13 protein-coding genes are annotated in these 24,974 nt (G+C 73.8%); 4 read left to right on the top strand and 9 right to left on the bottom strand.

Annotated features, from left to right (window positions below):
- Positions 1-73: 73 nt before the first annotated feature.
- Positions 74-2,407, bottom strand: coding sequence for a GH92 family glycosyl hydrolase (locus ACMATS_RS06735; RefSeq protein ID WP_414167288.1), 2,334 nt, complete (start codon positions 2,405-2,407; stop codon positions 74-76).
- 154 nt (positions 2,408-2,561) lie between these two features.
- Between ACMATS_RS06735 and ACMATS_RS06730 the strand changes: the two genes are divergently transcribed.
- On the top strand, positions 2,562-4,115 hold the full coding sequence (locus ACMATS_RS06730) for an acetolactate synthase large subunit (RefSeq protein ID WP_414167287.1): 1,554 nt from the start codon (positions 2,562-2,564) through the stop codon (positions 4,113-4,115).
- A 186-nt stretch (positions 4,116-4,301) separates the two neighbouring features.
- The gene (locus ACMATS_RS06725; RefSeq protein ID WP_414167286.1) at positions 4,302-4,958 is read left to right on the top strand and encodes a (2Fe-2S)-binding protein; all 657 of its coding nucleotides are present in this window, start codon (positions 4,302-4,304) and stop codon (positions 4,956-4,958) included.
- Here ACMATS_RS06725 and ACMATS_RS06720 read toward each other — a convergent pair.
- Positions 4,937-5,605: a PAS domain-containing protein gene (locus ACMATS_RS06720; protein ID WP_414167285.1), complete on the bottom strand. Its 669-nt coding sequence runs from the start codon at positions 5,603-5,605 to the stop codon at positions 4,937-4,939. The genes ACMATS_RS06725 and ACMATS_RS06720 overlap by 22 nt on opposite strands.
- Positions 5,606-5,737: 132 nt before the next feature.
- Here ACMATS_RS06720 and ACMATS_RS06715 point away from each other — a divergent pair, with 132 nt between their 5' ends.
- Together ACMATS_RS06715 and ACMATS_RS06710 are read left to right on the top strand one after the other, a co-directional pair.
- Complete coding sequence (locus tag ACMATS_RS06715) at positions 5,738-8,872, top strand: cytochrome P450 (protein ID WP_414167284.1); 3,135 nt, start codon at positions 5,738-5,740, stop codon at positions 8,870-8,872.
- Positions 8,873-8,952: 80 nt separating this feature from the next.
- Complete coding sequence (locus tag ACMATS_RS06710; RefSeq protein ID WP_414167283.1) at positions 8,953-9,774, top strand: class I SAM-dependent methyltransferase; 822 nt, start codon at positions 8,953-8,955, stop codon at positions 9,772-9,774.
- Positions 9,775-9,796: 22 nt separating this feature from the next.
- Here the strand turns inward: ACMATS_RS06710 and ACMATS_RS06705 are convergent, their stop codons facing one another.
- The 7 genes from ACMATS_RS06705 to ACMATS_RS06675 are packed head-to-tail and all read right to left on the bottom strand — an operon-like array spanning position 9,797 to position 24,940.
- A complete protein-coding gene (locus ACMATS_RS06705; RefSeq protein WP_390779597.1) occupies positions 9,797-10,549 on the bottom strand; it encodes an SDR family NAD(P)-dependent oxidoreductase in 753 nt (250 codons plus the stop codon).
- The gene (locus ACMATS_RS06700) at positions 10,546-11,607 is read right to left on the bottom strand and encodes a class I SAM-dependent methyltransferase (protein ID WP_414167282.1); all 1,062 of its coding nucleotides are present in this window, start codon (positions 11,605-11,607) and stop codon (positions 10,546-10,548) included. The genes ACMATS_RS06705 and ACMATS_RS06700 overlap by 4 nt, the downstream gene beginning before the upstream one ends.
- Positions 11,604-12,779: a glycosyltransferase gene (locus ACMATS_RS06695; RefSeq protein WP_414167281.1), complete on the bottom strand. Its 1,176-nt coding sequence runs from the start codon at positions 12,777-12,779 to the stop codon at positions 11,604-11,606. Before ACMATS_RS06695 ends, ACMATS_RS06700 begins: the two co-directional genes overlap by 4 nt.
- Complete coding sequence (locus ACMATS_RS06690) at positions 12,776-13,564, bottom strand: alpha/beta fold hydrolase (protein ID WP_414167280.1); 789 nt, start codon at positions 13,562-13,564, stop codon at positions 12,776-12,778. Before ACMATS_RS06690 ends, ACMATS_RS06695 begins: the two co-directional genes overlap by 4 nt.
- A complete protein-coding gene (locus ACMATS_RS06685) occupies positions 13,561-13,863 on the bottom strand; it encodes an acyl carrier protein (protein WP_390779593.1) in 303 nt (100 codons plus the stop codon). Before ACMATS_RS06685 ends, ACMATS_RS06690 begins: the two co-directional genes overlap by 4 nt.
- The gene (locus tag ACMATS_RS06680; RefSeq protein ID WP_414167279.1) at positions 13,860-18,233 is read right to left on the bottom strand and encodes a beta-ketoacyl synthase N-terminal-like domain-containing protein; all 4,374 of its coding nucleotides are present in this window, start codon (positions 18,231-18,233) and stop codon (positions 13,860-13,862) included. The genes ACMATS_RS06685 and ACMATS_RS06680 overlap by 4 nt, the downstream gene beginning before the upstream one ends.
- 2 nt (positions 18,234-18,235) lie before the next feature.
- The gene (locus ACMATS_RS06675) at positions 18,236-24,940 is read right to left on the bottom strand and encodes an SDR family oxidoreductase (RefSeq protein WP_414167278.1); all 6,705 of its coding nucleotides are present in this window, start codon (positions 24,938-24,940) and stop codon (positions 18,236-18,238) included.
- Between the last annotated feature and the right edge of the window lie 34 nt (positions 24,941-24,974).

Genomic DNA, 24,974 nt, shown 5'->3' with positions numbered 1-24,974 from the left:
ACGGGGATCGCAGGTCATCATGGCCGAGCGGGGGGCGGCGACGGAAGACGCCGCCCCGCGCCGGCCCGGCGGATCAGCCGATGGCGGGTGCCCCGGCCCGGACGCCCGTCCCCCATCCGGACGGATCCGGCCCGACCGTGAAGTCCAGCCGCTCACCGCCCTTGAGCGCCGCCGTCGTCAGATACGTACGGTCCAGGCCGCGCCCGTCGAGCTGGACGGACCGTACGTACCGGTCCCGGTCCGAGGTGCCGGGAGCGGTCACCGTGAACCGCCCGTGCGGATACCAGTTCCGGTCCAGGCGCAGGTCCACCCGGTCGAACACCGGGGTGCTCAACCCCCACACGTCCGTCCCCGGCTGCACCGGGAACACCCCGATCGACGACAGCACCATCCACGCCGACATCGTGCCCAGGTCGTCGTTGCCGGTCATCCCCGTCGGGGTGTCGGTGAAGAGGGTCAGCGCCGCGTGCACCACGTCCGTCGTCTTCCACGGGCGCCCGGTGGCGAGGTAGGTGTACGGGGCGATCAGGTCGGGCTCGTTCTGCGGGTTGTACTTGTCGGCGTTGTAGTAGTCGTACGGGCCGTTGACCCACACCTCGCGTGCGGTGCGCTCCGGGTCCCGCACCAGCCGGTCGTAGGCGAAGAAGGAGTCCAGCCGCTTGTCCGCGGCGTCCCGGCCGCCGATGAGCTCCATCATCCCCGGCAGGTCCTGCGGCACCAGCCACTGGTACTGCCAGGCCGTGCCCTCGTGGAACCCCGGGCTCTTCGCCGGGTCGGCGGAACCGGTGAACGCGCCCTTGGCGTCGCGGGGGCGGAAGAAGCCGGTGCCGCGGTCGAAGACCTTGCGGTAGTTGCGGGACCGGGCCGCATAGCGGTCCGCGTCCGCGCGGTGCCCCAGCGCCCGGGCCATCCGGGACAGCGCACCGTCCGCCACCGCGTACTCCAGGGTCGCCGAGGCGCCCTGCCGGAAGTCCGAGTCGCCGGGCTTCTGTTGCTTCCGGTCGGGCAGGTACGGCACGTAACCGTCCTTGATGTACTGGGCGTTGCCCTCGCGCCCCACCGCCGGGGACGACGCCGGGGGCACCCCGTCCGCGTTCTTCTTCAGCGCCCGGTACGCCTCCTCCTCGTGCCCCGCCAACAGGCCCTGCTCGAAGGCGTTGGTGAGGTACGGCGTCACCGGGTCACCGGTCATGATGTTCGTCTCGACCGTGCCGTACCCCCACTTGGGCAGCCAGCCGCTCTCCGCGTCGATCCGCAGCACCGACAGCGCCATGTCCCGCGCCTCGTGCGGCGCGAGCAGCGACAGCAGCTGCGCCTGTGTGCGATAGGTGTCCCACAGCGACCAGTTCTGGTAGTACGTGAAGCCCTTGGCTTGATGGACGCGCTGGTCCCAGCCGGTGTAGCGGCCGTCGGTGTCGCTGCCGACGTTGGGGGAGAGCAACGAGCGGTAGAGCGAGGAGTAGAAGGTGCGGCGCAGGGTGCGGCTGCCGCCCTGCACGCCCACATCGGCCAGCTGCCGCTCCCACGCGTCGCGTGCCGCCTCCGCGGTGCGGTCGAAACTCGCCTCCTCCGCACGGAGGTTGCGCTCGGCGCCGTTCGCGTCGACGTAGCTGACGGCCGTGGACGCCTCGACCGCGCGGTTCCGGGTGGTGTCGAAACGGACCCAGGCGCCGTTGCGGCCGGAGGAGCTGGAGGCCCGGGTGCCGGTGCTCACCCGGTCGTCCTTCCACGTCCCGTACGCGGCGAAGGGCCGGTCGAAGCGGGTGAGGGTGTACACGGTGTACGGCTTGGTGTCCTGGCAGAAACCGCGGCCGGTGATGGTGGTGCGCACCGTGCGGTCGTCGACGACCTGCACGGAACTGGAGACCGTCCGGTGCAGCGACTGCCCTGCATCGAAGAGGACGTTGGCCTTGCCGGTGGCGGGGAAGGTGTAGCGCTGCCGCCCGGTGCGGGCGGTCGCCGTCAGCTCGGCGGTGATGCCGCTGCTGAGCTTGACCCGGTAGTAGCCCGGCCTTGCGCTCTCGTCGCGGTGGCTGAACCCGGCCGCGTACCGGGCGTTGTCGGTCTGCGCCACGTCGCCCGTGGTGGGCAGCACCGGCAGGTCGCCGCCGAGGCGGCAGCCGACGCCGGACAGGTGCACGGTGCTGAACCCGCGGATGTGGCTGTCCTTGTAGTCGTACCCGGTGTCGTGCCCGGTGTCCGGCGAGAACTGCACCATGCCGAACGGTACGGCCGCCCCGGGGAACGTGTTGCCCTCGTTCTCGGTGCCGATGAACGGGTTCACCAGGTCCGTGAGCCGGCCCTCCGCCCGGGCCTGGGGCGGTACGAGCGCGGTGCCGCCCAGCGCTGCCGCGAGGGCGAGCGCGGCGGCGCCCGCGCGCAGCCGCGTCCTTCCGGTGCATCTCATGGTCCACGCCCCTCAGGTGTGCGTCGACGTCGACGTCGGGTTGTCGGGGCAGAGGCTCGCGTGGGCGGTACGGGGTGTCAAGGATGCGTCGGATGGTGGGCGTGGTGGTCCGGTGTCGCTTCCCCGGGAACCGACGTGCCGTCACACTGACGCCATGCCTCCTTCGGTGAACGGCGCCCACACCCTTCTGCAGGCACTCCTCGACAGCGGAGTCGACGTGTGCTTCACCAACCCCGGCACCTCCGAGATGCACACCGTCGCCGCCCTGGACCGGGTGCCCGGCATGCGGCCCGTCCTCTGCCTCTTCGAAGGCGTGGCCACGGGCGCCGCCGACGGCTACGCGCGGATGGCCGGCCGCCCCGCCTGCACGCTCCTGCACCTCGGCCCCGGCCTGGCCAACGGCCTCGCCAACCTCCACAACGCCCGCCGGGCACGCACCCCCGTGGTCAACGTCGTCGGCGACCACGCGCTGCTGCACAAGCCCTACGACAGCCCGCTGGAGTCCGACATCGACGCGCTCGCCGGCAGCGTCTCCGGCTGGGTGCGCCGCACCCGCGACGTGGCCGCCCTGGGCGCCGACGTGGCCGAGGCCGTCGCCCGCGCCGAGGAGGGGCAGGTCGCCACGCTCATCGTGCCCGCCGACGTGACCTGGGAGCACACCCCGCCGCAGGAGGCGGCGGTGGCCGGGCTGGGCACGTTCCCCGACCCCGGCGAGGACCGCATCGCGGCCGTACTGGCCACCGGCGAACCGGCCGCCATCCTGCTCGGCGGGGACGCCACCCGCGCGCGGGGACTGCTCGCCGCCTCCCGTATCGCCGCGGCCACCGGGGCCCGGCTGCTGTGCGAGACCTTTCCCGCCCGGCTCGAACGGGGCGGCGGGCTGCCCGAGATCGAGCGGCTCGGCTACCTCCCGGAGACGGCCGACGCCCAGCTCGCGGGCATCCGGCACCTGGTGCTCGCGGGCGCCTCCTCGCCCGTCACCTTCTTCGCGTACCCCGGCAGGGCCAGCGACCTCGTGCCGGACGGGTGCGACGTCCACCCGCTGCTGGGCAAGGGCGTGGGCTCGGCGGCCGACGCGCTGGAGTGGCTGGCCGGACAACTGGACGCGGACGGGACGGCCGCCGCCGGGGCCCCGCGCCCCGAGCGCCCCGGCCGCCCCACGGGCGCGCTCACCGCCGAGTCCGCCGCCCAGGCCGTCGGCGCCCTGCTGCCCGAGGGCGCGATCGTCGTGGACGAGGCCAACACCTCCGGCCTCTGGCTCCCGGCCGCCACGGCCGGCGCGCCCCGGCACGACTGGCTCGCCCTCACCGGCGGCGCCATCGGCCAGGGCCTGCCGGTCGCGACGGGCGCGGCCCTGGCCTGCCCGGACCGCCCGGTGGTGTGCCTGGAGTCCGACGGCAGCGCCATGTACACGCTCCAGGCGCTGTGGACGCAGGCGCGCGAGGGGCTGAACGTGACGACGGTCGTCTTCGACAACCGGGCCTACGCGGTGCTCGGCATGGAACTGCGGCAGGCGGGCGGCGGCGAACGGGGCGGCGCCCTGTTCGACCTCTCCCGGCCGCCGCTGGACTTCGCGGCCCTCGCGGAGGGCATGGGCGTTCCGGCCGCCCGGGCGGCCACGGCCGACGAGTTCGCTGCGCTGCTGGAACGGGGGCTGGCGGAGCCGGGGCCGTTCCTGGTGGATTGCGTGGTGCCGCGGGTGGTGTAGCGCCCCGCAGGGGCACCCCGTCAGGGGCGCGGGGAACTGCGCGATCGGCCACGACGCGCCCGCAGTCAAAGGACCCGGGGCTGCGCCCCGGACCTCCGGGGTGGTGCGTCGGCTGCGGGCCGAAGGGGCCGATCGCGCAGTTCCCCGCGCCCCTGACGGGGCGCGCCGCCTGGGACACTTGGCGGCATGCGCCTTGATGAGCTCGCCGACATAGGCCCGTTCTTCGGCCTGACGCCCGCCGGGGGAGGCCTCCCCCTCCTCTCCGAGGACGCCCTGCGCCTCCGTATCCGGATCGTCGGCGAGCGGCTCGGTACGGACGACCGGCGTGTTGCCGCCTCCGTCGCCTACCAGGGCATCGCCGGGCGGCTGTTGTCCGTCGCCCTCGGGTCCGCCGTGCTCACCGGTGAGATCCCCGACCTCGCACCGGTGCGGTGGGAACCGGCCCTCGCCGCACCGGACGACCTGCGGCTGCCCGATGCGGTACCGCTGCCGTCCTCCCGGATCGCGCCCGCCGTGCTGCACGGTCTCCTGGTCCCCCTGCACGACACCACCCGCGCCCTCGTCCCCGTCTCCTCGCAGCTGTTGTGGGGCAACGCGGGCTCGTCGCTGGCCGGTTCACTGCGGGTGCTGCACACGTGGTGCATGCAGCAGGGGCGCGTACAGGACGGGGAGCGCGCGGTCGCCGTCGTGCGCGGTCTCTTCGAGGATCCGCTGCTGCGGGACACCGGGACGTTCACCCCCCGCGGCTTCGTCCGCCGCACGTGCTGCCTCTACTACCGCGTGCCCTCGGGCGGGGGCATGTGCGGGGACTGCGTGCTGCGTCACCCGCCGCGCGCCGCCTGAGGGGCGGGCGGCCAGCGGTCCGGGGCGAGCACCCCGAGGACGTACGCCTTGGCCACCAGGGCCGTACGGTTCGGCACCCGCCAGCGGCGGGTGAGGCGGGTGAGGTGGTAGTTGACGCCGTCGACGGTCAGCCCGACCTCCTTGCCGATCGCGGCCGTCGTGGCCCCGCCGGCCGCCAGGGCGAGGATGCGGGCCTCCACCCCGCTCACGCCGACGGCCGGTTGCGGCGCGGGCGGCGGCGCGTCGGCCCGTACCCGCAGCACGGCGAGCAGCATCGGATAGGCCGTCGGCGACGCCTCGCCGACCAGGTCCACCAGCAGGTCGCCCGCCCGCTGCACGCCCTCCCGGCCCGCCGGCCAGCACACCTCGACGGCGTAGCGGGAACGGCGGCCCAGGCGCAGGGCGTCGGTCAGCCGCCGGAGCTGGGTGCTGTCCTGGGGGACGAAGAGGTCCAGCAGGCTGCGGCCGCGCAGCCGGCCCGGGGCCGTGCCCCACTCGGCCGCCATGGCCGGGTTCGCCACCGTGATCTCGCCGTCCGCCCGGCACACCGCGATCGGCACCGGGAGCCGGTCGAGCAGCGCCAGGAAGTGGTTGCGCCATGCGAACCACTCGGCACTGCGGTCACTGTGCTCGTAGTCCCCGTCCACCGGCGTCCGCCCCCTTGCTCATGCCGTTGCTCATGCCGTGCCCGTGCGCAAGAGCAGCGCGCCGTGCTTGCACTGCACAATCATGCAGTCCCGGGCCCCGCAACCCGGACCCGGGGCGCCCACCCTTGCTGTATGAACCGAACGACCGAGGCCCTTGTGGCCGTTCCGACGGTGGACGTCTCCGCCGTCGGCGCCACCGACACCCCGATGCAACAGGTCATGCGACTCGCCCGGCGGCACGGACCCGTCTTCCGGCGCCGGCTGCACGGCGGCGAGCGGCTCTTCGTCTCCTCCCTCGACCTGGTCGCCGAGCTGTGCGACGAGGAGCGCTTCACCAAGCACGTCGGCCCGGCGCTGGAGAACGTCCGCGAGTTCACCGCCGACGGACTCTTCACCGCCTACAACGACGAGCCCAACTGGGCCAGGGCGCACGACATCCTGATGCCCGCCTTCGCCCTCGGCTCGATGCGCGCCTACCACCCGGCCATGCTGCGCGTCGCCCGCCGCCTGACCGACTCCTGGGACGCCCGGCTCGCCGCCGGCAGCCCCGTCGACGTCGCCGAGGACATGACCCGGATGACGCTCGACACCATCGGACTGGCCGGGTTCGGCTATGACTTCGAGTCCTTCGCCCGCGCCGAACCGCACCCCTTCGTCGGGGCCATGGTGCGCTGCCTGGACTGGAGCATGACCCGGCTGGGACGCGACCCCGACGGCGACTTCACCGTGCAGGACGAGGCCTTCCGCGCCGACGCGGACTTCCTCGCCGGGGTCGTCGACGAGGTCATCGCCGCCCGCACCGCCTCCGGCGACACCCGCACCGACGACCTCCTCGGACTGATGCTCGGCGCGGTGCACCCGGCGGACGGCACCACCCTCACCACGGCCAACATCCGCCACCAGGTCATCACCTTCCTCATCGCCGGTCACGAGACCACCTCCGGCGCCCTGTCCTTCGCGCTCCACTACCTCCTCAAGAACCCCGTCGCGCTGCGCCTGGCCCAGCAGGAGACCGACGAGCTGTGGGGCGGCACCGAGGACCCCGAGCCGACGTTCGAGGACGTCGGACGGCTGCGCTGGATACGCCAGGTCCTCCTGGAGGCCCTGCGGCTGTGGCCCACGGCGGCCGCCTTCAGCCGCGAGGCCCGGGAGGACACCCTCCTCGGCGGGCGCTACCCGCTGCGCGCGGGCGACGGCGTCTCCGTCCTCACCCCGATGCTGCACCGCGACCCGGTCTGGGGCGACAACCCCGAACTCTTCGACCCCTCGCGCTTCGACCCCGAGGCGGAGGCCGCCCGCCCGGTGCACGCCTTCAAGCCGTTCGGCACCGGGGAACGCGCCTGTATCGGGCGGCAGTTCGCGCTGCACGAGGCCACCATGCTGCTCGGGCTCATCGTCCACCGCTACCGCCTCATCGACCACACCGGCTACCGGCTGCGCGTCAAGGAGACGCTCACCCTCAAGCCGGACGGCTTCACGCTCACGCTCGCCCGCCGCACCCCGGCCCGCCGCACGGCCCCGCGACCGGTCGCGGAGCCCGTGTCCGCGTCCGCCGCACTGCCCGGCCGCGTCCGGCAGGGCACCGGGCTGCTGGTCCTGCACGGCTCCAACTACGGCACCTGCCGCGACCTGGCCGCCGGCCTCGCCGACGGAGCCGAACGCCTGGGCTGCTCCACGACGCTGGCCCCGCTCGACGCGTACGCGGACGGACTCCCCACGGACGTGCCCGTCGTGCTCGTCGCCGCCTCCTACAACGGCCGCCCCACGGACGACGCGTCGGCCTTCGTCCGCTGGGCCGCCGAATTCGCCGCGCCGGGCGCCGCCGACGGAGTCCCGTACGCCGTCCTCGGCGTCGGCGACCGCAACTGGGCCGCCACGTACCAGCGCGTCCCCACCCTGCTCGACGAACGACTCGCCGCCCTCGGGGGCACGCGCCTGCTGCCCCGCGCGGAGGCGGACGCCTCGGGCGATCTGAACGGCACGGTCGAGGAGTTCACCCGCGCGCTGCGCACGGAACTCCTGGAGCGCTACGGCGACCCGGCGGCCGCCGGTGGACCGGCCGAGGAGCCCGACGGCCCCGCCTACACCGTCACCGCGGTCACCGGCGGCCCGCTGACCGCACTCGCCGACCGGCACGGCATGCAGCCCATGACGGTCACCGAGGCGTACGAGCTCACCGACCCCGCCCACCCGCGCACCAAGCGCTTCGTCCGCCTGGCCCTGCCCGACGGCGTGGAGTACCGCACGGCGGACCACCTGACCGTCCTCCCGGCGAACGCCCCGCACCTCGTGGACCGCGCGGCGGACCTCTTCGGCCTGGACCCGGACACGCTCCTCGCCATCCACCCCCGCACTCCGGGCCGGGACACCCTCCCCGTCGACCGCCCCGTGACGGTGCGCGAACTCCTCGTGCAGCACCTGGAGTTGCAGCACCGGCCCACCGCGCGCCAGCGCGAGACCCTGGCCGCGCACAACCCCTGCCCGCCCGAACAGGCCGCCCTGCGCGCGGTGTGCGACGACGACCCGCGCACCGTTCTCGACCTGATCGAGGAGCACCCCGCGCTGCGCGGCACGCTCGGCGCGGCGGAGCTGCTCGACCTGCTGCCCCCGCTGCGGCCGCGGCACTACTCCATATCCTCGTCACCGGCGCACGACCCCCGCCACGTCGACCTCATGGTCTCGCTGCTGGAGACCCCGTCCCGCACGGGCACGGGCTCGGGCCACCTCTGCCGCCTCCGCCCCGGCGACACCGTCCTCGCCCGCATCCAGCCGTGCCGGGAGGCGTTCCGCATCGACCACCGGGACCCGGCACCGGTGATCATGGTGGCCGCCGGCACGGGTCTCGCCCCCTTCCGCGGCGCGGTCGCCGACCGGACCGCCCTGGCGGCGGACGGCGCCGAACTCGCCCCCGCACTCCTGTACTTCGGCTGCGACGCCCCCGACGCGGACTTCCTGCACGCGGCCGAACTGCAGGCCGGACCGGTCTCGGTGCGCCCGGCGTTCAGCCGGCTGCCCCAGGCGGACGGCGGCCCGTTCGTCCAGCACCGCATGGCCGCGGAGGGCGACGAACTGTGGGAGCTCCTGCAGGCCGGTGCCCGGGTGTACGTCTGCGGCGACGGCAGCCGCATGGCCCCGGGCGTACGCGCCGCCCTGCGCGACCTGTATGCACGCAGGACGGGTGCCGACGCGGGTGCGGCGGATGCGTGGCTGCGTGAACTGACCGACGCGGGACGGTATGTGGAGGACGTCTACGCGGCGGGCGCCTGACGGTATGTGAGAAACAGCAGAAGGAGTGAAGACGGGCCGGGTTCCTGCGGGCACCCGGCCGTCTTCCTAGAGTCCGTGGTGTGACGACTGTCAAGCCCGAACTGACCGGCCTGCCCGAGACCTTGCTGTGGACCCTGTGGAACCGGGCCTGCGAGGCGCAGCACACCGATCCGGTACTGGACGACCCGATGGCCGGGGAGCTGGTCCGAGCCCTCGACTACCCCTTCGAACAGCGGCTGGGCCCTCCGCATCCCCTCTTCTCCCAAGTGCAGGGACTGCGTTCACTCACCTTCGACCGAGCCGTCCGGCAGTACACGGACCGGTATCCGGAGGCGACCGTCGTCGCGCTCGGCGAGGGGCTGGAGACCGGCTTCTGGCGCGTGGACAACGGACGGCTGCGCTGGCTCAGCGTCGACTTGCCCGAGGCCGCGGCGCTGCGGCGCGAGTTGCTGCCGGAACACCCACGAGTGCGGATCCTCGCCCGGTCCGCCACCGACCTGCGCTGGTTGGACGAGATCGATACCCCGGAGAGGGGCGTCATCGTCACCGCGCAGGCGCTGATGATGTACCTGCATCCGGAAGAGGTGAGGGGCATCGTCGCCGCGTGTGCCGAGCGGTTGCCGGGCGGAGCCATGGTGCTGGACTCGATGCCTCGCTGGATCACCGGGCTGACCCGTGAGGGCAGGATCCGCATCGGCAGGCTGACCATCCCGCCGATGTACTGGTCGATGGCGCCCGGCGAACGCCGCACGCTGTACGAGGTGCATCCGCGCATCACGGAGGTGAGGCCGCTGACCATGCCGCGCGGTCGCGGGACGACGGGCCGGTTCATTCAGTACCAGCACCTGGTGCCGCTCTTCCGGTCCATCTCTCCCGCGGTGACATCTCTCCGATTCGCGTGAATCAGCGGAATCAGCGGGCACTTCAGCGGGCCCCGTAACCGCCGTCCACCGGATAGAGACCGCCGTGCAGGAAGGACGCCCGGTCCGACAGCAGGAAGGCCGTCAGCTCGGCCACCTCCTCGGGCGTACCGAGCCGGCCCGCCGGATGCAGGGAAGCCAGCATGTTCCGCACCCCGGCACCGGCGCCGGCGATCATCGGGGTGTCGACGAACCCGGGTCCGACGGCGTTGATCCGGACGTTCCGGGCCGCATACTCGATGGCGGCCGTCCTGGTCAGCCCGATCACCGCGTGTTTGGCCGCCGTATAGGCGGAGGAGCCCAGAAATCCCTTGGTCCCGAGAACCGATGCCATGTTGACGATCGCGCCGCCGCCCGCTGCGAGCAGCGCCGGGATCTCGTACCGCAGGGAGTTGAAGACCCCGGTCAGATTGGTGTCGACGACACGACGCCACTCCTCGGGCGAGAGGTCACCGGTGAGGGCCGTCCGACCGGCGACGCCTGCACAGTTGACGGCGAGCTGGAGAGCGCCGAAGACCTCCAGCGCCGTGTGGACCGCGTGCTCGACCTGTCCGGGGTCGGTGACGTCGACGGTGAGGGCGTGGGACCGGGCCCCGGTCGCCGCGAGTGCCGCGGCGGCGGCTGCCACGGCCTCGGCGTTCCGGTCGGCCACCACGACGGCCGCCCCGCCTGCCGCGAGGCGGTGCGCCACGGCCAGGCCGATACCGGACGCGCCCCCGGTGACCAGGGCCGTGCGGCCGGTGAACTCGTCGGTCACTCCGCCCCCTTGCGGGCCACGATCCGGTAGGCGTTGGAGAACCGGGTGCGGCTGACGAGTGGGGCGATGAGCCGCTCCAGGCAGCACAGGCCGATCAGAAAGGGGACGGCGGACAAGAACAGAGGCGCGCGGCTCCACCGCTGGAACGGGGTCTGCGGCTGCGCCCGCCATGGGTCGTCGGCGGGCGGACCGTAGTGACCCAGGGCGAGAGCCAGCGCGCCGGTGAGGTCGAACGGGATGTGCGGTTCCCGCCGGTCCACGGCCACGACGGTGTAGCCGAGCGACTCCAGCTCGCGGCGCAGGTTGCCGAGCGGCATGAGGTGCAAGTGCTGCGGCTGGAAGTACCCCATCCACCAGCGGCCGAGGACCTTGCTCATCCTGCAGTCGGGGTCGGGCACTTCGAGGATCAGGTGACCCTCGGGGGCGAGCACGGTCCGGGCAGCGGCCAGTTCCCGGCGCGGGTCCGTGGAGTGCTCCACATAGTGGAACATGCTCACTGTGTCGTACGTGCCTTCCAGCTTGGGCGCGAGGTCGGTCAGCAGGCCACGGTGCGCTTCGACGATCCGGCCATGACGCTCGGCCTCCTCGACGTCCTCGCTGATGTCGAGGCCGTCGAAGACGGTGTCGGGGTGAACCGAACTGGCCACCTGCGGGAAGTGCCCGTGCCCGGTACCGACGTCCAGCCAGCGCCGGGACGTGCCGAACGGGAGGAGCGCACGGGCACTGGCAAGGTACCGTTTGCGGCTGCCCATGATGTCGAAGAGCACCTCCGCTCGGCCGGCGCCCAAGCCGTCGTAGAAGTCCCGGTAGTGGAAGTCCAGGCCTTGAGTGGTCAGTTGGGGGTTTTGGAAGGAATGGGAGCAGTCGCGGCACTGGTCGATGACGAAAGTGCCGGGCTTGTGCTGGAACAGATCGACGGTGCGCAGCCGGGTGCGCAGCCGGGACGAGCCGCACCAGGGGCAGTCGGTGCGCTTCGGCCCGAAGAAGCGCTCCGTGCCGAGGGCCAGTTCGCTCTGGTAGGCGGTGCGGAGTCGGGTGATCTCCTGGATCCGGTTCATGGTCGTCCTCGTTCTTCGTGTTGTCCGGTGGCAAGTGCTTCGAGGTGCGTGGCTGCCGAGGCGGCGCCTCCCGCAGCGCGGAAGGACTCCCGTACGTGCTCTGCAGCGTCCCGGTACCGGGGGTCGTCGAGCACGGCGTCCACCGCGGCACCGATCGTGTGGTGGTCGCTCCGGCCGAACCGGACGCGGATTCCGGCTCCTGCCGCCGCCACCTGGGCGGCGACGACGGGCTGGTCGTCCCGGATGGGGGCGACGACCAACGGCACACCGTGCAGCAGCGACTCGGCGACGGTGTTGTGCCCGGCGTGGCAGATGACAGCCGAGGCCCTTGGCAGCAGGGCGAGTTGGGGGATCCGGGGCATGGCCAGGACGTCCGGGTCCGCGACCTCGCCGAGCACCCCGCCCGGGTCGGCGATCACGGCCTGGACACGTTCGGCCCGGTCCCGTACGGCCGCCGCGCACTCGGCGAGGAAGCGCCCGCCGAGACCGGTGCTGGCGGTGCCGAGGGAGATCAGGACGGTGTGCCGGCCGGGACCGAGCCACTCCCACGGGAAGGGGGCGGGATCGGGCCGGTGGGCGAGAGCGGGCCCCACGAAGCGGGTCTGCGGCGGTACGGCGCAGTCACCCGCCAGGGCGACCGTGGTGAAGGCGAGGACGAGATCCGGTGCGAACCGGAGGTCGTGGGTGCGTGACGGGTCGCCGAACGCGTCGCGCAGTCCGCTCAGTTGCCGGCCGATCCACTCCTCCACCTTCGGCATCCCGGCCAGGGCCGCGGAGAACTCGGCGGAAGTCGTGGCGGAGGTGGCATGCGGAATGCCGAGCCGTTCGGCCGCCAGTGCCCCGGCGAGCGCCTGCTGGTCGGCGACGATCACGTCCGGGCGGAAGGCGGCGACGGCCCGTTCCACTCCGGGCGCCATGGTGCTGGCGAGTGGCACGAGGAAGTCCTGCCACAGGTAGTGCAGCGCCGCCATGCCCCGGAGGCCGGGGGGCCGCTGCAGATCGTGGGGGACGTCGCAGGCGTGGATCTCGGCGCGGCCCGCCAACTCCACCAGGATTCCCGGGTGTCCGGCCCAGGCCACGTGGTGGCCGCGCCCGGAGAGCTCCGCGGCGACGGCGACGGCCGGATTGATGTGCCCGACGAGCGGCGGGACGACGAAGAGGAACCGGCTCATGTCCGGGCGGCCTTCGCCCGGTGGCCCGTCCCGAGCCAGTCGAGCATGAGCGGCCCCACCGTCTTCGGCGTGCCCACGAGCACGGAGTGGCCGTGGCCCTCGACCTGCCGGGTGCGACAGTCGGGCAGCAGGCCCTCCAGCCAAGGCGCCATGGCGGCAAGGTCCGAGTACTCCCCGTACACGGCACACACGGGAACGTCGAGGGCGCGCCAGCGCTCCTCGACGGGTATGCGGCTGGCCGCGATGTCCTCGGCGATGGTGGTCCCGTGCAGCAGGGGACGGGCCCAGCGGACGAGCCGGGCCTCGTGCCGGCCGTAGGTCCGCTCGATCCAGGGCAGCGTGCGCTCGTCACGGAGCCGGTGCGCCGAGCCCGCGAGCAGGCCGCTCATCTTCGCGGCCCACGCGTCGGTGGGCGGCTCGGACTCCACGATCAGGACACTGGCGGTCCGGCCGGGATGGCACAGGGCGAAGTCGAGGGCGACAGTGCCGCCGAAGGAGTTCCCGACGAGATGAACCGGCTCGGCGATGTCCAGCCGGTCGAGGAGGGCGGTGAGGTCCTGGGTGAAGTGTTCGAGCCGGTAGCCGGTGGACGGGCGTTCGCTGCGGCCGTGGCCGCGCTGGTCGTACATCAGCACGCTGTACCCGGCTGCCGCGAACGCCGGGGCCACGGTGAAGTAGTAGCTGGTCAGGTTGTCCGTGGCGATGCCGTGCACCAGCACGACCGTGTCCCGGCCAGCGGGCCCGATGCGTTCGACGTTGAGGCGGGGGCGGCGGGCCGCCGTCATCGCAGACGGCCGGCGATGTGACGGACGACCTGTCCGACGGTCAGCCCGACGATCTCGGGCAGTTCGAGCGAGGCGAAGAAGCCCGGGAAGTCGACGCGATCGGTGCCGTACCGGCGCCCGAGCTCGCCGGTCAGGGTGACCAGGTCGATCGACTCCAGGTCGAGGTCCTCGACGAAGCGGGTGTCCATGGTGACCGGCGTGTCCTCGAACCCGATCTCGGGGAGCACGCGGTGCAGCGTCTCGGTGAGCTCGGTGAGGACTGCGGTTTCGTCGGCTTGCGGAACCGGGGTGGTGGTCATGAGGGGCTCTCCTGTTGAGGGTGCGGGCGGTCGTCCTCGGTCCAGGCGACGACGTACTGGCGGGGCCGCAGGCCCGGCGGATTTCCGGCCTCGGCCCAGGACACTCGGTGCATACGGCCGGAGGGTGCGCGGACCGTCAGCCGGCCGCCGTCGGCCGTGCTGACGGTGAAGTCGCGTGGGCGGCCTCGCAGTCCGGTGCCCTCGGCCTTGGCCGCGGCCTCCTTCGCCGCCCAGAACCGGGTGAAGTCGAGTGCAGTGCCGTCGAGTTGGCAGAGGAGTGCACGTTCGTCGGCGGTGAGAGCCGCATCGCGGGTCACCGCCGGCCGCTCCGTGATCTCTTCGATGTCGATGCCGACCGGCGCGGTGCCGGTCGGCCGTACGAGCGCGACCGCGGCTTCCCGGCAATGGGCGAGGGACAGGTCGAGGGGCGGCAGCTCCCTCCCGTGCACCCCCTCCGGGTGCGGTCGGCCGCGGTCGTCGTTGCGCACCCGGATCTCGGCGGGGAAGACCGGGCCCGCGCCGTGCTGCCACAGGTGGCTGCGCACGGCGTCCTTCGCGGCGATGCGGCCGAGCAGCCACTGGCGTCGGCCCTCCGGCGACCGGGCCGCGTAGGCCTCGCGTTCGGTACCGGCCAGGAGGTTGCGCATCATCAGCTCGCGCGAGGCGGGGTCGGGCCAGTACTCGAAGGCCAGGTGCCAGCCACCGGGCCGGGCGACGGACAGGGTGCTGTGCTCCGGCCACCGCGTGATGGCCTCGGTGGCGGTCGGCGAATCGAACCGACGGTCCTCCCAGCCGCGGACCTCGCACCAGACGGTTCCCTCGTGGGTGAGTTGCATGTCCGCTGCCAGCAGGGTCTCGGTGAGAGCGGTGATCCGGACGTGGCAGCCGAGGCGGCGGCCGACGGCGGGTGCCGGGCCGTGGAAGCGGATCTCGCGGATCCGGGACGGCAGCACGACCGTGCGGTCGGTGTGGGTGGCCATGAGCCAGTAGCCGAGGAGTTGTCCGGCGCTGTCGAGCAGTGCGCCGGGGGTGGGCAGTGCGGTGAGCACGCCCCTGACGTGCCGTGTGCCGAGCGCCGTGACGGCGGTGACGCCCTGGAACAGCGGACCGTGGAACATCCAGCGCTCGTCGTACATCTGCCGGGCCGCGACGGTGGGCGTGCGCTCGTCGTCCGGAACGGGCCAACGGCCGGGCGGCGCCGGGTGGCAGGGGGCCGTTTCGATCTCCGCGCGGGCGTGCCGGCCGAGCTCGACGGTGCTGCGGCCCGGCCGGTCCGGGAGGGGGCGGACCGTCACGGGGACGTCGACAGCGGGTTCGGCGACCAGCCAGGTGAGGAACCGGGCATCGTGAACGGCCACCGGCGTGCCGCCGGGCGCGGCCGCTGCGTCGGTCATGTGCTGGATCATGGTCGTCGCGGGCATCACCGGCCAACGGTCGCCGACGTCCGGCCAGTTGGGCCGCTGGTGATAGAAGCAGTGGTCGGTGAGGTGTGGCATGGTGTCGAGGGACACCCGGAGCGTGGAATCGCGGGGCGTGGTGTCCCGGGGCGTGCCGAGCGCGGTGAAGACGGTCGCGGCCGCGTCGGCGGTCTCGGTGAGCAGAGCGTGCAGCTGTGCCGCCGCCGGGAACCGCTCGGCCACGGCGTCGAGTCGGCCCGCCCCGGACGGGGCCGTCCCCGTGGCGTCGCGTAGTACCGTGCGGAGCCGGTCCCGGGCACCGGGCCCGAGAGTGACCGGTCCGGCGTCCAGATCGAGCCGTACTCCCGGCCGCGCAGTACCGCCGACGTGATCTGGGGCCAGCGCCGCGAAGTCGGGCTCCGCCCCGTACGCCCACAGCCCGGCCACGGCCCGTCGCAGCGGGCCGAGACCGTCACCGCCCGCGGAGCCGGCCGACACCGCCACGTGGTCGCGGTCGGCGAGGGTGTCGGCGACCAGGGCCGGCAACTGGCCCTGCCCGGCCTGGACGAAGGCCCGGATTCCCGCCGCGTGGAGGGATTCGACGAGTCCGCGGAACCGGACCGGCTCCAGGAGGTGGCGCACGGCCAGCTCACGGATGTCCGCCTCCGGTCCGGGGAACGGCGCGCAGATCGTCGCAGACCAGACCGGCACCGAGGGCGGGCGCACGGTGAAGCACCTCATCGCCTGCTGGATCGGCCCGAGACAGGGCTCCAGCATGGGCGTGTGGAAGCCGGACTCGAAGGGGAGTTCCCGGCCGAGCACCCCTTCGTCGCGCAGGCGTTCCGTCACCTTCGCCACCCGGTCCGCCGGGCCGCAGACCACGGACTGGTGCGGGGCGTTGTCGTGCGAGAGCACCACCCCGGGAACCCCTGCCAGAGCCGCCTCCACCCGGGCGGCCGGTGCTCCGAACGCCGCGAAGACCAGGTCCGGCACCCGGAGCGCCGCGGGATCGAAGTCCCGCAGGAACGCGTCCACTTCGCCGTCGGTGAAGATTCCGCCGACGGCCATGGCCGTCCACTCGCCCACGCTGTGACCGGCCAGTGCGTCCGGGGCGACGCCGGCCCTGCGCAGTGCGCCGGCCAGGAGCCGTCCCATGTCGACGACGGCGGCGCCGTGTTCGGCCACCTGGCCCACCCGGGCATGCTGCCAGCGCGGACGGGGCAGTCCGAAGTGCCGGGCGACGTCCGCGCCCTGGGGCTCGAACCCGGCCTCCAGGCCGGGGAAGAGGAAGGCGGTGCGCCCGCCGCCGGCCGGCCCCAGCAGCGGGCGCGGCGCGAACCAGACATCGCGGCGCCCGCCCCAGGCCCGGCCGCGTGCGACGATCTTCCGGGCCAGCGCGAGGCGTTCGGCCCCGGGGCCGGCGACGGCGAGTCGTACGGCTCCCATGCCGGTGTGCCCGCCGGTACGCAAGCGCGTGTCGTCGGCCTCCAGCAGCGCGCGCAGCCCGTCCACGGTCTCCGCCGCGATCCGCAGGACCGGTTCGGGTTCGCCGACCCGGAGCCGCGCGGTGCGGGCCGGGGCCCGACGTGGCTCCGCCGACGCCGGGAACTCCTCCAGGACCACATGGGCGTTGATGCCGCCGAAGCCGAACGCGTTCACCCCGGCCCGGCGCACCTCCGCCGCCCAGGGGCGGGCCACGGCGGTCGGGCGGAAGCGGGTGGCGAGCAGGTCCGGGTGGGGATCCTCGCAGTGCAGGGTGGGCGGGAGCACCTGGTGGTGGAGGGCCAGAGCGGCCTTGACGATGCCGGCCGCGCCCGCCGCCGGCATCGTGTGACCGATCATCGACTTGACCGAGCCGATCACCGCGTCCGGTGCGTGACCGGTCCCGAACACGCGGCGCACTGTGGCCATTTCGGCCGCATCGCCGTTCGGCGTGCCCGTGCCGTGCGCCTCCAGCAGGCCGATCGCCCCGGGAGCCGCGGGGTCGACACCGGCCGCATCCCAGGCGGCCCGGACCGCCCGGACCTGGCCGTCCGGGTCCGGATTCACCAGGGTCGTGGCCCGCCCGTCGCCTGCGATGCCGATGCCGCGCACCACCGCGTACACCCGGTCGCCGTCACGCACCGCGTCGGCGAGCCGCTTGAGGACGACCACGCCGGTGCCCTCGCCCATCAGCACACCGTCGGCATCCCGGTGGAAGGGCCGGATCCGCTGGCTCGGGGACAGCGCCCGCAGCCGGGCGAAGACGGACCACAGGGTCACGTCGTGGCAGTGGTGCACGCCTCCCGCGAGCATCATGTCGCAGTCGCCCCGGGCCAGTTCCGCCGCCGCCTGGCCGACGGCCAGCAGAGAGGAGGCGCAGGCCGCGTCGACCGTGTACGCGGGCCCGCGCAGATCCAGCCGGTTGGCGATGCGCGAGGCGGCGAAGTTGGGGACGAGCCCGATGGCGGCGTCCGCGCCGTCGGGTCCCAGAGCCTCCTCGAAGGCGGTACGGACCTGGGCCAGCCGCCCCTCGCCGAGCTCGGGCAGCAGGTCCCGCAGGGTGTGAACCAACTGGCCGGCGGTGCGGACCCGTTGGTCGAGCCGCGCCAGCCCGGGCGTCAGATAGCCGCCCCGGCCCAGCACCACCCCCACCCGTGCCGGGTCCACCGCCGAGAGGCCGCCCGCGTCGGCGATCGCGGCGGCAGCGGTGCGCAGGGCGATCAGCTGGTCGGGCTCGGTGGCCGGGACGGCGTCGGGCATGATGCCGAACGAGGCGGGATCGAAGTCCGCGAGCCGCCCGTCGACGAATCCGCCGCGCCGGCAGTAGATGGCGTCGGGACGGTACTCCGCCGGGTCCCAACGGCCCGGCGGTACCTCGGAGATGGCGTCCACGCCGGTGACGATGTTGTGCCAGTACTGTCCGAGGTCGGCTGCGCCGGGCAGGGTGACCGCCATCCCGACGATCGCGACGGGCTGCTGCCGGAGGTCCACGCTCACCGTCCCGGCGCGGTGTAGACGACCTCGTCCGTGCCGTCGTCGCCGCATGCCAGTTCGCGCAGCAGGGCGAGCACCCCTTCTTCCGGGTCGATCAGACCGATGCCGCGGCGGGCGTACTGCCGGCCGAGTTCCGGAGCGACCATCCCGCTGTGGAGACCGTTCGGGGCCCATGGCCCCCAGTGCACGGTCAGTGCCCGGGCGCCCGTGTCCCGCTGCCACTGCCTGCCCAGCACGGCGAGCGCGTCGTTGGCGGCGGCGTAGTCGGCCTGGCCCCGGTTGCCGTGCACGGCGGCCACGGACCCGAACAGCACGGTGAAGCGTGGTGGTTCGGGGATCCGGCGCAGCGCGGCGAACAGCGCGCGGGCGCCGCCGGCCTTGGTGTCGTAGACCCGGGTGAAGGAGGCCGGGTCCTTGTCGGCCATGAGCCGGTCCTCGATGATGCCGGCGGCGTGCACGACGCCGTCGATGCGTCCGTACCGCGCGCAGGTCTCCTTGACCGCCTGCTCGACGGAGTCCGCGTCCCTCAGGTCGACGGCGCGGTATCCGGCCCGGCCGCCGGCCCCGCGGATCCCGGCGAGGGTCGCCCCGATCTCGCGACGGGCCAGGACGAGCCCTGCCTCCCGGTCGGCCTCCGACGGGCGGAGCGTGCCGCGGGCGGCGATCGCGGCCCGCAGAGCAGTGCGTTCCGTCAGGCCCACGACATCGGGCGGCTCCGGGGCGTCGGACATGGCGGTGCGGCCGAGCAGTTCGACCCGGCAGCGGGCGGCCGTCGCGAAGGCGACGGCGACCCGCGCGGCGATGCCGCGTGCCCCGCCCGCGAACAGCAGGACGGACTCGGGCCCGAGCCCCAGGACTTCGGCCGCCCGTAGCCCGACGGAGCCCGCGTCCGTGGCCGGAGCATGCAGCGGGGACAGCTGCGGCTCGGTGGTGAGCCGCAGGCCGTCTCCGGTGCGCTCCACGACGGGCACCCGGTCCGGGGCGAGCAGTTCCCCGACGATCTCGTCCACCGCTCCGGCGGTGCCCGGCCGGCCGGGGAGGCACACGACGCGGGCGACCGTGTCCGGGTACTCCTGCGCGACGGTGCGGAAGAATCCGCCCAGCCCGGCGCCCCGGTCACCGTCCTCCGCCCATCGGACGTACAGCAGCCGGCGCGGCCCGCGTTCGAGCAGATCCCGGAGGAGGGGGAAGACGTCCGGCAGCGCGGACCCCGCATCGTCCTCCTCCGTGGGGCCGGCCAGCCAGATCACACTGTCCGGATCCTCCTCGGAGCGTACGGCGTGCGCCCCGAGTTCCCGGAGCCGGGCGGCCAATGCCCCTGCCATGGAGGTGTGTTCGCCGAGCACGAGGAAGCGGTCGCCCCGCAGGGCCGTGCCGTCCCCCGGCGCGGGCGCGTCGTCCAGGGCCGTGCTCCGCAGCACGTACCGCCTGGGGGCGACCCCGGCGAACTCCACGGTCCCGGTGTCGCCCGGCTCCTGGTCCACGCTGCGGGGTTCGGCCGGAGCGCCCGTGCGCGCCGCCATCCATGCGGCGACGGCCGCCGCGGTCCGTGCCCGGGTCAGGGCTTCGAGCTCCTCGTCGGTCAAGGACGGCAGAGCCCCGCCCGCTCCTCCCAGCCGCTCGGCGAGCTCGCCGGCGATCTCCGTGCGCTTGATCGAATCCACGCTCAGGTCGGCTTCGAGGTCCAGGTGGGGCTCGATCATCTCCACCGGATATCCGGTCCGTTCACTGATCACCGACAGCACCGTGTGCAGCACGTCGGGTTCCTCGGCCGCCCGCTGTTCGTCCGGCGCAGCCGCCGGGAGCGGAGCAGGAACAGGAGCCGGGGCAGGAGCTGCGGACGGGGGCGTCGGCTCCCCGAAGCAGGCCAGCAGCACATCGCGCTGTGCCGCGATCAGCTCACGGCTGCCCTGCAGGAATTCCTGGAGCAGGGCCTCCCGGCTGCTTCCTCCGCCCCCGCCGGAGACGGCTGTCCCCGTCCTCGCGGCGATCCGCCGCGCCGGCCGCAGCGCTCCGGGCACGGGGCTGCCGTCCGCGGTGCGGATGCGGTGGCCGTCCACGATCCAGCCGGGCTGTTCGGGCATCCGCTCCGGATCGGCGACGACCGCGTCCCGGCCGGAGAACAGCGCTTCGGCATCCACCGCGACATCACCGAGGACCGCGAGCCGGGCCAGGGCCTCCAGATGACCGGGCAACCCCGCGTCAGGGCGGGGCTCGAAGGGTACGGCCAGGTGCGGCCGGTCGCCGAGGACGGCACGTACCAGGCCGGTGAGCACGGTCCCCGGTCCCGCCTCGACGAAGACCCGGGCACCGGAGGCGTACATCGCCTCGATCTGCTCGGCGAACCGCACCGGCGCCGCGATCTGCCCGGCGAGGCGGGCCCGCAGCTCCGCGCCGTCCGCCGGGTAGCGGGCCGCCGTCGCGTTGGACCACACCGGAAACTCCGGTGCCCGCACGGAGCGGGAGGACAGCACCTCGGCGAAGGCCTCCGCCGCGCCGGCCACCACCGGGCTGTGGAAGGCGCAGGCCACGTCGAGCGGCTGGACGCCGAGACCGGCCGCCTCCAGCGCCGCCACTGCCGTCCCTACGGCCTCCGAGGGGCCCGAAATCGTCGTCTGACGAGGGGAGTTGCGGCCTGAAACCACCACCTCGTCCGTGCCGTCCAGCACGGTTTCCACCGCGGCCGGCGCCGCCGCGACCGCGGCCATGGTGCCGGGGTCGCCGCCGGCCGCGGCCAGCACGGCCTCGGCACGGAGCACGCTCAGCTCCGGCAGTGTCTCCGCGGGGAACACCCCGGCCGCGCACAGCGCCACGAGCTCCCCGTAGGAGTGCCCGGCCGCCATGTCGGGACGGACTCCCAGCTCCGACAGCACGTCATGGGCGGCCAGGCAGGCGGCACCCAGGGCCGGCTGGGCGTTGCGGGTGTCGGTGAGCCGGGCGCGCTGTGCCTCCCGCTCCGCCGGGTCGAACGCGGCCGGCGGGAACATCGCGGAGACGGGGGCGCCGTGCAGATGCCGTTGCGTCTCGGGGAAGGCGGTGAACAGGTCGCCCAGCATTCCGGTCCGCTGGCTGCCCTGGCCCGGGAAGAGGAAGGCCAGCTTGCCCCCGGTCCGTTCCGCGCCGGCCGTGAAGACGCCCGGCGCGGAACGGCCGTCCAGCGCGGCCCGCAGGAGCCCGGGCAGCTCGTCGAGGGAGGACGCGACCACGGCCGCGGTGACGGGACCGGCACCCTGGGCCGAGGCCCGGCGTGCCGCTGTCAGCGCCAGGTCGCGCAGCCGCCACGGCCGTCGGTGAGACGCGATCGCTCCGCTCGCCGCGCGGGATGCGTTCGCCTCCGTCAGCCTCAGCAGGTCCTCGATCGCCGTCCTGCCGCGGAAGAGGAACAGCTCGGCGGGCCAGACGTCGGCGGCCCGGCGCGGGGGAGGGCCGTCTGCGCACCCTTGCAGCACCGCGTGGAAGTTGGTTCCGCCGAACCCGAAGGCGCTCACCCCTGCGGCACGTTCACCGGCCGGCGTGCCCCAGGGCAGGGCCCGGCCGTGGAAGACGAACGGACTGCTTCCGCTCTGCCAAGCGGAGTTGGGCTGCCGGACGTGCAGGGTCGGGGGCCGCACCCCGGTGTACAGAGCCAGAGCGGCCTTGATCAGCCCCGCCATGCCGGCGGCGCACTTGGTGTGGCCGATCTGCGACTTGACCGAGCCGAGCACACACGCAGCGGGCTCGGCACCTGCCTGCCCGAACACCTCGGTGAGGACGCCGAGTTCCGTGCGGTCGCCGATCACCGTGCCGGTGCCGTGGGCCTCGACCAGGCCGACCCGGGCGGGTGACGTCCGGGCCTGGGCGTAGGCCCGCTCCAGGGCCGCGCGCTGGCCCTCGGGACGTGGCGCGGTCAGTCCCAGGGACCGTCCGTCGCTGGACGCGCCGACACCCTTGATGACGGCATAGACCCGGTCCCCGGCACGCCGGGCGTCGGTCAGGCGTTTGAGCACGAGGCAGGCGACGCCCTCGCCCAGCACGATGCCGTCCGCGTCGGCGTCGAAGGTCCGGCAGCGGCCGGTGGGGGACAGTGCGTGCACGGACGAGAAGAGCAGGTAGTCGTTGATGCCGTTGTGCAGGTCGGCTCCGCCGCACACGGCGACGTCCGCCGCGCCCGTCGCCAGTTCCCGGCACGCGGCGTCGACCGCGGCCAGGGACGAGGCGCAGGCGGCGTCGACGGTGTAGTTGGTGCCGCCGAGATCCAGCCGGTTGGCGATGCGGCCGGAGATGACGTTGCCGAGCATGCCGGGGAAGGAGTCCTCGGTGAGGGCGGGAAGCTGGTTCTCCAACTCCTCGGGAAGCCGCCCCAGATAGGACGGCAGGACGGTGCGCAGCGTGGTCGCGTGGGACATGTCGCCTCCGGCCTCGGCGCCGAAGATCACGCAGGTGCGGGAGCGCGGGAAGTCCCTGTGCGCGTACCCGGCGTCGGCGATGGCCCGCCGGGCCGCCTCCAGGGCGAGCAGCTGCACGGGTTCGACGGAGGCGAGCGAGGACGGCGGGATGCCGTAGCGCAGCGGGTCGAAGGGGATGTCCGGCAGGAAGCCGCCCCACTTGGACACCGAGAGGTCGTGCGCGGACGCCCCTTCACCGTAGTGGAGTTCCGGGTCCCAGCGGTCCCGCGGGACGTCGGTCACCGTGTCCGAGCCGCCGAGGACATGCGCCCAGAAGGCGGGCAGGTCGGGGGAGCCCGGGAACATGCACGACATGCCGACGATCGCGACGTCCAGCGGCTCGGGCACGGGGGCGTCACCGGTTGCGGTGCACGCTTCGTCGCCGGCCCTCCGCTCGTAGAACGCGGCCGCCCGGTCCGTCACGGCCCGGTGCAGTTCGGCGACGGTGGTGGTGGCCTCGCGCAGGACCGCGACCTCGCCGGCCATGAACATGCCTTCGTCCGACTGTCGTTGCTCGCTCACCTCGCGCAGTTCGCCGCCCACCCGCTCGACGCCCTTGCTCGCGATGCGCAGCCGCCCGACGTTGAGCCGCTCCAGGCTCTCCCACGCCTGTTGCCTGGGGACCTCCTGTCGGCGCAGTTCCTCCTTGTGCGTCTCGTAGGTGTCGGTGAACGGGCTCGGCACACAGCGGGTGACATGGCCCGGCGCGGTGTCCAGCAGCACGGTGCGCTCCGCCGCGAGCATGGTGCGCTGGAAGAGCGGCCGGACCGCGTCGCACTCCACCGCCTCCTTGGTGAAGAGGTATGCGGTGCCCATCAGCACGCCGACGGCCACACCCCGCGCGGTGAGCCCGGCGGACAGGGCCGCGACCATCGCCGCCGAGCGCTCGTCGTGCACTCCGCCCGCGAACAGCACCTCGATGCCGGGCGGTTCATCGCCGACGGGCTGTGCGTCCAGGAAGTCCTCCAGGACGGCGAGTTGGGCCTCCCAGAGGGGGAAGGAGTTGCTGGGGCCGACGTGGCCGCCGCACTCCGCGCCCTCGAAGACGAACCGCCTGGCCCCGGAGGCGAGGAACTGGCCGAGCAGCACGGGTGTCGGAACCTGCAGGAAGGTACGGATGCCCTGGGCCTCCAGGGCGGCCGCCTGTGCGGGCCGGCCGCCGGCGAGGACGGCGTGGGTCGGCCGGATCTCGCGCACGGCTTCGAGCTGGGCGGTCCGCACGTGTTCGGGGGCGAAGCCCAGGATGCCGACGCCCCAGGGACGTCCGCCGAGCGCGTCCCTCGTCTCCTCCAGGACGGACCGGGCCCGGTCGGGACCTGCGAGAGCGAGCGCGACGAACGGGAGACCGCCGCCCTCCGACACCGCGGCGGCGAAGCGTGCCTGGTCGCTGACCCGGGTCATCGGCCCCTGCGCGACGGGGATTTCGGTGCCGAGCGCGCGGCTCATCGCCGACCCCGGGCGGAGTGCCTGCGCCGCGCCGGGGTTCCGCAGGGCCCGGTCGATGCCCTCGCGCACGGAGCGCACGGCGGCGCCCACCGTGCGGTGCGCACGGGCGAACCGGGCGGCGAGGAAGGCGTCCTGCCCGAGCGGTACGGGACGGTCGCGCAGGTCGGCGGGGAGGCCCGGGCGGTGGCGGTCCAGCAGGCGTTCCCCGTCGGCGAGGACCGTGCCGGTGCCGTCCGCGGTCCGCAGCAGGTGGCCGAGTGCGGGCGGCAGGGAGGCTTCCGCCAGCAGCGCGAGCTGTACGTCGAGCACCACGCCTGTGGCACCCGCGACGACGGCTGCGGCAGCGGTGTTCGGCCCGATGCCGCCGCAGGCCCAGACGGGAACGGTCACCTGCGGGTCGGCGAGCAGGTGTTGCAGCAGGACGAAGGTGGACAGCTCGCCGGCCGGGCCTCCGCATTCGCTGCCGCGCGCGATGATGCCGGCAGCCCCCGCGCGTACTGCCGCGCGGGCCTCCGCCCGTGAACGGACCTCGGCGACGACGGTCACGGCCCGGTGCCCGCCCGTGGGCCATGCGACGCCGGGGGCCAGGACGACGGTGTGCGGCCCGCTGTCGCCCTCCGGTTCGTACAGGTCTTCCGGCCGGACCGTGCAGCCGGCCGGAATGCGGACACCGAACGCGCCGGAGGTCCACCGCCGGGCCTGAGCGAGGGCTTCGCGGGCGCGGCGGTCCCCCGTGCCGAGATCGAGGACGCCGAGCCCTCCGGCTCTGCCGACGGCCGCGACGATCTGCGCGTCGGCTTCACCGAAGGGACTTACACCGATCACGGCTTGCATCAAGAGGAAGGCTCCCCGAAAAGGCTGGCAGTGG

Source organism: Streptoverticillium reticulum, assembly GCF_047456005.1.
Taxonomy (GTDB): domain Bacteria; phylum Actinomycetota; class Actinomycetes; order Streptomycetales; family Streptomycetaceae; genus Streptomyces; species Streptomyces reticulum.
This window is presented reverse-complemented; position numbering and strand designations above follow the sequence as displayed.

Coding starts and splice junctions, on each gene's coding strand:
- ACMATS_RS06735 (WP_414167288.1), bottom strand. CDS start 2,407: ATGAGATGCACCGGAAGGACGCGGCTGCGCGCGGGCGCCGCCGCGCTC.
- ACMATS_RS06730 (WP_414167287.1), top strand. CDS start 2,562: ATGCCTCCTTCGGTGAACGGCGCCCACACCCTTCTGCAGGCACTCCTC.
- ACMATS_RS06725 (WP_414167286.1), top strand. CDS start 4,302: ATGCGCCTTGATGAGCTCGCCGACATAGGCCCGTTCTTCGGCCTGACG.
- ACMATS_RS06715 (WP_414167284.1), top strand. CDS start 5,738: ATGAACCGAACGACCGAGGCCCTTGTGGCCGTTCCGACGGTGGACGTC.
- ACMATS_RS06700 (WP_414167282.1), bottom strand. CDS start 11,607: ATGAACCGGATCCAGGAGATCACCCGACTCCGCACCGCCTACCAGAGC.
- ACMATS_RS06695 (WP_414167281.1), bottom strand. CDS start 12,779: ATGAGCCGGTTCCTCTTCGTCGTCCCGCCGCTCGTCGGGCACATCAAT.
- ACMATS_RS06690 (WP_414167280.1), bottom strand. CDS start 13,564: ATGACGGCGGCCCGCCGCCCCCGCCTCAACGTCGAACGCATCGGGCCC.
- ACMATS_RS06685 (WP_390779593.1), bottom strand. CDS start 13,863: ATGACCACCACCCCGGTTCCGCAAGCCGACGAAACCGCAGTCCTCACC.
- ACMATS_RS06675 (WP_414167278.1), bottom strand. CDS start 24,940: ATGCAAGCCGTGATCGGTGTAAGTCCCTTCGGTGAAGCCGACGCGCAG.